Genomic DNA, 6,741 nt, shown 5'->3' with positions numbered 1-6,741 from the left:
CGGCAACCGGCGGTCCCCAACCAGATCGATGATCCCGTGGCTTGGCATGTAGTCCTGCGTGCAGTGATTGCCGTAGACGCCGAACCGTTCGGGGAATCCGGAGCGCGCCATCGCGGCCGCATGGGTCAGCCCACCACCGCTGCGGTCGTCCACTCGCCGTTCGAGACTCGTGCTTCGGTCACGCGCCCCGTGGAGTCCAGGCCGACGAACAGCAGGCCGACGTTTCCGGATTCGTCGACGGCTACAACCGACGCTCGCCGGCCGTTGCCGACCACCGCGCTGTCATCGAGAACGGTGAACACCATGTCGCCGTTGCTGATCCGCGACCCTACGAGGCCACGCCCAGCGGCGAGGGACCGCTGTTCGCGCTTTCCCCAGCCGATCCATTTCCCGCCGTGCGCGAGATAGGCAATGGTTCCGACGACCAGCAGCGCCGCGCCGGCCAGGCCGATGGAGTGGTTTCCGGTCAGCTTTCCGGCGATGACGCCTATCAGCCCGCCCATCACGGCCAGTGAAACCCATGTCGGGAAGTCGTCGGTGTCGGTGATGCCCGCGATGTTGACGGTGTCGGTGGTCATGTCAGTTCTCGTTCCTTGTGCTTCACCAGCTACTGCAGCTGGCGGGCCTGGCTGACGGTCATGGTGTGCCAGTCGAAATCGAGGACCGGGTTGCCGTCGGTGTCAAGTACGCTCAATCGGCCGCGTTCCGGGGTTCCGGTGATCGCGAACGATCCGCCGACGGTGGCAGCGTGCTTGACGAGCGCGTCGTCGATGCGGGCCCGGTATTGGCCGATCCAGGCGTCGGGGGTGTAGGTGATCCACTCACCGGAGCGCAGGTCGCGCAGGTAGGTGCGAAGTTCAGTGTCCATGTGCTCCCTTTCCGTGAGCGCGTGTAAAACTTTGATACAACTACTGTATCTACGTTTTTGCTGTTGGCCAATTACGGCCTGTCACGTCCCTCACCGTCGATCGCCCCCCAATCGACAGGCGCGTCGATACCGTCCACCAGCCAGACCTTGTTGGCGCCCAGTGAGACCCTCAGCGCCAGCTGCATCACCGACCAGGTTTGGGTGGAAGCTGACGCCTTCACCGTCACCAGCACTTTTAGTTCGGTTCCCGGCGCGGGTTTGGCGGGCACCGGGGTATCTACCGCTGCTTTGACCTCCTGAATTTCCGCACCGGTGTAAGGACTATCGGAAATCGCCGACCCGGAGAACTTCGCCGAGACGTGCTGGCCCAGAGACGTGGCGCCGCCAGTCGATGTCAGGTAGGCGGTGACGAACTGGTCCAACGACTGCCGCAGCGAGCCTCGCGAATCGACAGGGCTGGTGTACTTGGTCGCCACCCGGAACGGCTTGGTGTCGGGGTTGACGATCGATGGCCAGGTCAGCATCTGGTAATCGCCGTCGTGGTCGAGAACCGTCACCATGTACCGGTTGATCTGCGCGCTGTTCGACTCCGGGGCCACGAAAGTCACCGCGAACGTCGCCTGCCACTGCGCCGCGTCGTAGCCCTGCCAGCGGACGATGTCGGACGGGTCGATGGAGCGCACCTCGAAGGGCACCGGTGACAGGTCGATCTTCTGTGACGCCGATGAACGCGCCAGCAGCACCGGCTGCGACGAGATTGATCCACCCATCCACAGCAGCAATGAGTTTCGTGCGAAGTTCTGCACCCGGGTCACCTCGGTGATCGCGGTGTAGATGTTCACCGGCTTGGGAAGCCGGGCCAGGATCATCGCGGTCATCGCGAACGTCATCACGGCCATCATCAGCGCCAGAGGCCCGCTGATTACCGCGAATACCAGCGCCCGTTCCCGCACGCGCGGCTTCCACTGCGACGGGTGCAGCAGCTTTCTCAGAGACGACGCCACAGCCGGACCCCGATCTTTCTCAGCGGTGAGCCGTGGTGGGGCCGCGCCGCGCCCGTGCCGAGTGCGCGGGCGCGCATACGGTAACCGCGCCTTACGGGGTGCATCGTCGCGTGGCGCGGATGCACCGGACCGGAGGTGGACAGAACGGAGATCCCACTGTGGGCATCATCGAGACGCTGATCGCCAGCCAACGCCGACCGGAGCACGAGGCGCTGCGCATCTCAGCGGCGTTGAAGAGTGCTATTCCGCAAGAGATTCAAGGACATGACGCCGCCGCGGCTGCAGCGGTAGCGGCGTGGGGTTCGGCAGCCGAGGCGGTCGTGGAGCGGGTGAACGCCGAGATCGCCGACGAGAAGATGCCACGCCGGGCTCCGGCACTGTCCGAACACCTCGAACAGTTCACTGACAGCGACGTCGAACCCGGCGACGGATTCGATGACGCACCTGATGTTCAGTCAGACACCCACCGCGTTGATCCCCGGTATCTGCTCGTCGAAGACGACGATCACGAAACTTCCCCACGTTTCCCCGGCCACGGCGGGACCGACCCAGGTGCAGGAGCCCGACCCTTACACGACCCTCCACGGAACGCCGATTCCGTCCAAGAAGCGCAAGAATCAGTGATCGTCGCCGGTGAACCAGCAGCCTGTTTGCGGGAGCACTCACACGAGGACGGAGACTTTCCCGGTATCGCCGATGGCGATGTCACCCAACCTGCCGATGACCCAGACCCCGACGACGCTGAGCCCGAAGGTTTTAACCACGAAAGCTCCGGTTCCGGCGAAGACCGTGCTGCGGATGAAGACGCAGAGTCCGATCAGCCGGCACCGCCTGCACGGTGGGAACGTGCCCGGTCGGCCTCCCCATGGGGCGACGCTGACGAAATCGAGCCGGAGTTTGACACCGGCGACGACAGCCCGGACGAAGACGACGAGGAAAGCGCCTGTCCCGCACCGTCGGATCAGGCCACTGCGCCGCCGGACGGCTACGACGAACCGGACCCGCAGCCGGGGGAGTCGGTGGCGGTGCGCCTGGGACGGGCGCTGTCGACAAGCGGTGTCGCCCGCCGCTTCGGCGGTCCCCACCAAAAGCTGAAGCTGTACGGAGTCGCCGCGGCCGCTCTGCTGCTCACCTTCCTCGTCGTCGTCTCGTTCACCTTGTCCGGGCGCGGTGAGCCGCCGCAGCCGGCCGGTCAGGTCGCCGACGCGCCGCCCCAGAGCGACGCGCCCCCGCCGGAGGCCCCCAAAGACTTGATCCTGGTTCCCGCCACCGTCTCGGCGTCGTGCGGCAACGACTCCGACGCCGTGGCCCCGTTCAGCAACGACCGCACCCGGGCATGGCGGTGCCAGCGGCTCAACGGCCTGGACCTCAACGTGCTCAACATGACGTTCTCGTGCCCGGTCGTGATCACCAGCATCACCGTGGTTCCCGGCTTCGCCTACGTCGCCCCCGACGGCCGCGACGAGTGGGTGCGCAACCGCGTGGCGTCGGCGGTGTCGTTCCGGATGGGCGGCGCGATCTATGAGATGAAGATGCCCAACCCCACCCGCACCGGCGTCACCCAGCAGTTCCCCAACGTCATCACCGAGGTGATGAGCATGACGATCACCGCCAGCATCCGCCCGACGGTGCAGAGCAAGGGCACTGACACATTCGGCTCCAAAGCCGACGAGGCGTCCAAGGTTGACGAGTTCTCCGCGATCTCGAAAATCGTCATCAAAGGCCACCCGGTCGACCCGGGCAGCGGCCTGTGCGGATCGGTGGGAGGCTGATATGAAATCCCTGCTGTGGTCTCTGACCACACCCCGCAGACTTCGGCGCAATACCGCAGCGGTGCTGGTGATGTGGACGGTGCTGGCGCTCGGGCACCATTCCGGGTTGCTCGATCGGGCCGAGCAACTGTGGAACGACGTTTCCCACCCCAGATACCGGCTCCCGGTTCAGGTTCCGTCTCACGCGCCATAGTGATCGCGCCGCACTCACTGGTTCCGCGATTTTCCGAACATCATGGCCGGAGCTTTCCCTTTTCCCCAGCGGTTCCACCGTCGAAAGGACATCCACGCCGTGTTCCATCCGCAAGCCAAGCAGTACCTCGAAACCGCGATCAAGGCGCTGCTCCACCGCAACTTCGTGGTGGCCGATCGCGACCTGCAGTACGCGGCGGAGGAATGGCCGGATCATTGCGACCTGCATCGCGCTCTGGCGTTCTCCCGACACAGCGCTGCCGGGGGACACACCGGCGCCGATGAAATCGCCCGAATTCGGGGATCGCTGGCCAGCTTCGACGAACTGGTCACCGCCATCGATCCCACACAGGTCGAGGAATGGTTCACGACCAACTGGCAGCTCCCGCTGGTTCCGCTGATCCTGCCGCTGGTGACTCGCGGCCAGGTGCGCGCCGCCTACGCCGCACAGCTGGTCGAGGCGGGGAAGTACGACGAGGCGCTTGCCGAGCTCGAGAGTGCCCGGCGTGAACGGGTCTCCCGCAGTGAGAACGCGAGCATCACGAACAAGGAGATCGCCGCGGTTGAGTGCGTGCTGTACTACCGCACGTCGCGCTGGGAGGATCTGATCACGGCTGGTTCGGCGTTGACCAACACGACGTCCACCGACGAACTGGAGCAGGCCTTGGCTGCGCTGGGAAACGCGTTCGGAGGGTCGGCACTGGCACATCTGGGGTCGCACGACGCCGCCCACACCAAACTGACATACGCAGTCGCATCCAACTTCAACGCGGTCTCGGCGTGGGCCAGCCTGGAGTTGGGACTGTCCCACCGCACCGCCGGCAACGAGGATGACGCGCAAAAGGCGCTTGCCTCGGGTATGCAGTACGCGACGCTTCCCGAGCTGCAGGAGGCGATCCGCAACAAGAACATCAAGATGCGGATATCGACAACCGACGTGATCGCCGCGCGCACCAGCTACTGGGATGCCGACAGCGAGCCCGACATCGCCGATTTCCAGCGTCAGTCCTCGCAGGGGGAGCGCAAGGTGATGCTCGACACGGCGCAGGCCGAGTTGGACGCGATTGACGGCATGGACGAGATCAAAGAGCAGATGCTGATGCTCTCGAATGAGATCGCGTTCGAAAACGAGAAGCGCCGCCGGGGCATGCAGGTCAATGCCAAGACCCGCCACATCATCTTCAAGGGTCCGCCGGGGACGGGCAAGACAACCATTGCCAACCTGATCGCGCGAATGTTCTACGGACTCGGTGTGATTCGGAGCAACACCCTCGTGCCGGCCAACCGCGCGACACTGGTCGCGGAGTTCGAGGGGCAGTCCGGTCCGAAGACCATCGCCAAACTCAACGAGGCCCGTGGCGGGTGCATATTCATCGACGAGGCATACGAGTTGGTGCAGGACCGCCCCGGCCACAAGGATGCGTTCGGCTCGGAAGCGCTGACTGCGCTGCTGGAGTACATGGACAACCATCGTGACGACGTGCTGGTGATCATCGCCGGCTACGAGGCGCCGATCGAACGGTTCCTGGGCGAGAACCCCGGACTCAAGTCGCGCTTCGCCTACTCTTTGTCGTTCACCACCTACAGTCCGGACGAAATGTGGCGCATCCTCAACGGCATGGCCAAGAAAGAGGGCCGCACTGTCGATCCGGCTGTCGAGGAGAAGTTCAAGAAGATCATCGAGGTGATGTGGGGGACCGATCAGCGCGGGGATCGGGTGCTCGACGTCCCCGGCACCGGTCGCTTCGCACGCAACGTGTTCGAGCAGGCGCAGGGCCTGGCGTCACGGCGGCTGATGAGTGGCGGGACGGACCTGTCGGCATTGACCGACGAGGAGTTCCAGCAGTTGTCCGCCGAGGACATCGTCGGCGCTGCAGCCAAGATCCTCAAGGGGTTCGGCATCATGCATGTGGCATGAGAGGAATCCGCTGCCTTCGCCTACTTCGGCTCATCTACCGCGCACACCCGCAACTGAGTGAACTCCGGCCATTTCACCGCCAAGATTCACCCGATGGCCATCCCGCGTCGGTACAGACGAACGGCTACTTGCACCACCGCCGAGGACGTGAACGCTGAACGCGGCAAAACGCACCAGCCGAGGCCATCACGAGTTGATTCACGTAGCGGGATTATTCGCCAGCGACAACGCGTAGATCGATGCCGGGGAACCGCTGCCGCCCACGTTGATGAAGCCACCGGCAACGATCCAGAAGTCGCGTGCCGGCAACTGGTCAAGGTTTGCGAGAACCTCCAAACTGAGACGATGCTCTTGGTAGAGAAGTTTCGAGACAGCGAAGTCTTCGTCGGTTCCGACGTCTGGACTGAAAGCGTCCGTTCCCAGCGCGCCACGGTGACCCAACGCGTCATGGTCAAGGAGCCACTGCACTGCCTGCAGTGAGAAACCCGGGTGGCGTGGCTCGCCATTCGCGTCGAGGTTCGCGTAACGATTTGTTGGCCAGCGCTTGTGCCATCCTGTGTTGAGCAGGATCGCGCACTGCGTGGGGAATTCGCCGTTGGCCGCCACCCATTCTTCTAGGTCAGCGACGCTGACTGCGTATCGGTCGTCGTCCTGTGCCTGGCGCTGGATGTCGATTGTCACCCCGGGCAGAAAGAAGTCCTCAGGGTCGAGCTCGTGAGCCGCCGCAGCGTCAGCGTTGAAGTGACTGGGTGCACCCCAGTGGGTTCCGGTATGTTCGCCGACCGAGATGTAGTTGAGTTCGTAGCCGTCGTCGGCGATGCTGGCGACCTGTTTGAGCTGGTATTCCGGGTCGCCCGGGTAGTTGCATATCCGTCCGGGTGCCCAAGTGTGAGACAAGCTGACAACTTTGACACCATCGATTCCCGGGAATCGATCGAACATGTCTGACCTACCTTCTTTCCAGGGCGAAGCTCGCGGCGATACTCA

The 6,741-nt window shown here is 64.0% G+C and carries 7 protein-coding genes; 3 read left to right on the top strand and 4 right to left on the bottom strand.

The genetic code is table 11. The annotated features are described in order from the left end of the window. Nucleotides 1–125 precede the first annotated feature (125 nt). The 3 genes from AC2VOU_RS19550 to AC2VOU_RS19540 form a co-directional block, all read right to left on the bottom strand. A complete protein-coding gene (locus AC2VOU_RS19550) occupies nt 126–578 on the bottom strand; it encodes a hypothetical protein (RefSeq protein WP_486958849.1) in 453 nt (150 codons plus the stop codon). Nucleotides 579–607: 29 nt separating this feature from the next. Then, nucleotides 608–868, bottom strand: coding sequence for a hypothetical protein (locus AC2VOU_RS19545; RefSeq protein WP_486958848.1), 261 nt, complete (start codon nt 866–868; stop codon nt 608–610). Nucleotides 869–939: 71 nt separating this feature from the next. Next, nucleotides 940–1,872, bottom strand: coding sequence for a conjugal transfer protein (locus AC2VOU_RS19540; RefSeq protein ID WP_486958847.1), 933 nt, complete (start codon nt 1,870–1,872; stop codon nt 940–942). Between the two features lie 119 nt (nt 1,873–1,991). Here AC2VOU_RS19540 and AC2VOU_RS19535 point away from each other — a divergent pair, with 119 nt between their 5' ends. Genes AC2VOU_RS19535 through AC2VOU_RS19525 form a run of 3 tightly spaced genes read left to right on the top strand, consistent with a single transcriptional unit; the run spans nt 1,992 to nt 5,754 of the window. After that, nucleotides 1,992–3,644, top strand: coding sequence for a hypothetical protein (locus tag AC2VOU_RS19535; protein WP_486958846.1), 1,653 nt, complete (start codon nt 1,992–1,994; stop codon nt 3,642–3,644). Nucleotide 3,645: 1 nt separating this feature from the next. Further along, complete coding sequence (locus tag AC2VOU_RS19530) at nt 3,646–3,837, top strand: hypothetical protein (protein ID WP_486958845.1); 192 nt, start codon at nt 3,646–3,648, stop codon at nt 3,835–3,837. 42 nt (nt 3,838–3,879) lie between these two features. Then, nucleotides 3,880–5,754, top strand: a complete 1,875-nt coding sequence (locus AC2VOU_RS19525) for an AAA family ATPase (protein WP_486958844.1) — start codon at nt 3,880–3,882, stop codon at nt 5,752–5,754. Between the two features lie 198 nt (nt 5,755–5,952). Here AC2VOU_RS19525 and AC2VOU_RS19520 read toward each other — a convergent pair whose 3' ends face one another. Beyond that, complete coding sequence (locus AC2VOU_RS19520; RefSeq protein WP_486958843.1) at nt 5,953–6,696, bottom strand: cyclase family protein; 744 nt, start codon at nt 6,694–6,696, stop codon at nt 5,953–5,955. Nucleotides 6,697–6,741 lie beyond the last annotated feature (45 nt).

This window comes from Mycobacterium sp. TH-M25 (assembly GCF_057473665.1).
The sequence above is the reverse complement of the archived record's forward strand: the minus strand, read 5'-3'. Positions and strand labels throughout refer to the sequence as shown.

Bases quoted from the DNA above. Each gene is read 5' to 3' on its own strand.
- AC2VOU_RS19550 (WP_486958849.1), bottom strand. From the start codon at position 578: ATGACCACCGACACCGTCAACATCGCGGGCATCACCGACACCGACGAC.
- AC2VOU_RS19545 (WP_486958848.1), bottom strand. From the start codon at position 868: ATGGACACTGAACTTCGCACCTACCTGCGCGACCTGCGCTCCGGTGAG.
- AC2VOU_RS19535 (WP_486958846.1), top strand. From the start codon at position 1,992: ATGCACCGGACCGGAGGTGGACAGAACGGAGATCCCACTGTGGGCATC.
- AC2VOU_RS19530 (WP_486958845.1), top strand. From the start codon at position 3,646: ATGAAATCCCTGCTGTGGTCTCTGACCACACCCCGCAGACTTCGGCGC.
- AC2VOU_RS19525 (WP_486958844.1), top strand. From the start codon at position 3,880: ATGGCCGGAGCTTTCCCTTTTCCCCAGCGGTTCCACCGTCGAAAGGAC.
- AC2VOU_RS19520 (WP_486958843.1), bottom strand. From the start codon at position 6,696: ATGTTCGATCGATTCCCGGGAATCGATGGTGTCAAAGTTGTCAGCTTG.